The sequence below is a fragment of the Mycobacterium sp. IDUB_19 genome (genome assembly GCF_055419445.1).
This window is the reverse complement of the sequence record NZ_JBVAXR010000090.1, coordinates 3435-4582: the sequence shown is the minus strand read 5'-3', so window position 1 is coordinate 4582 and position 1148 is coordinate 3435. Positions and strand designations below refer to the sequence as shown.

Sequence of the window (1148 nt, the reverse complement as noted above, 5' to 3'; positions counted from 1 at the left end):
GCGACTGGAAAACGCGGCAAGCCAAGTGGTCGAGCGCTATTGGAAGTACTTCGGCGCCCGCGAGTGGGCCGCATTGGCTGAGACAATGGCCGACGACATCTGCTCGCAAGATCGCCGCCGTGTTGTCAACGGCGGTGAATTACGCGGTCCTGCCGCCCATGTCACGAACATGCGAGCAGTCGCCGAGGTCGGATTCGAGGGCCTTACGTCGACCGTTGTCGCGACCCGCGGGCAACGCCTCACGCTCATTCGCATTCGTTCCTCGGTGCGTGGCTCGGGACCCGGTGAGGTCGCCGCTGAGATGCTCACCGTCATCGAAATCGACACCGACAACCGGCTCACCACCGCCGTCATATTCGGCGGCGACGACATCGACGCCGCCTTCGAGGAGCTCGAAACCCGTTACCTCGCCGGCGAAGCGGCGTCTCATGCGCAGACCTGGTCGCTCATCGCGCGGGCTTATGCAGCGCTCAACCGAGGCGAAATCCCTGCAACAGCGCCGCATGTGGTAGATATCGATCATCGGTCGCTTGCGGCCATCGGATCTGGCGACATGATTCCCTACGTCCGTGCCGCGCTGGACGACATGACGATCAGCCGCATCTACGCTGAGGCCGTTCATCGGCTAGGCGACCTGGGCGCGGTCATCAGCCATGCGGCGGACGGGACCACACCGGAGGGCTTTGACGCCGAGTGGCGACATGTCCAAGTTGTGACTTTCGAAGGCGATCGGATCAACCGCTGCGAGATATTCGACGCGGCAGACCTCGACGCCGCCCTCACCCGCTTTGATGAGCTGCACCCGCAGGCGCCACGGCTGGAAAACGCGGCAAGCCGAGTGGAGCAACGCTTCATGACCTACTTCGCGGCCCGCGACTGGGACACCTATGCGGAAATACTGTCTGGTGACGTTTGCATTGATGATCGTCGTCACGTCGTGAACGCCGGGGTCAGGCACGGCCGAGATGCCGAGATCGCAAACGTGCGGGCGCTTGCCGACATCGGAGTCAGGAGTGCAACGTCAACCGTGATCGCAGTCCGAGGGCGGCGCCTCTTCCTCGGTCGTCACTGCGTCTGGGGCGGCTGGTCCGATTCAGAAGCGTCCGAGATACTGTGCGTCCTTGAAATCAACGCCGAAAACCAGATAG

General features: G+C 62.9%; 1 pseudogene. It reads left to right on the top strand.

What is annotated here, in order from left to right:
* Positions 1–301: 301 nt before the first annotated feature.
* Positions 302–1148 (top strand): annotated as a pseudogene (locus ACZY0B_RS26785) (BTAD domain-containing putative transcriptional regulator); the annotation flags it as partial.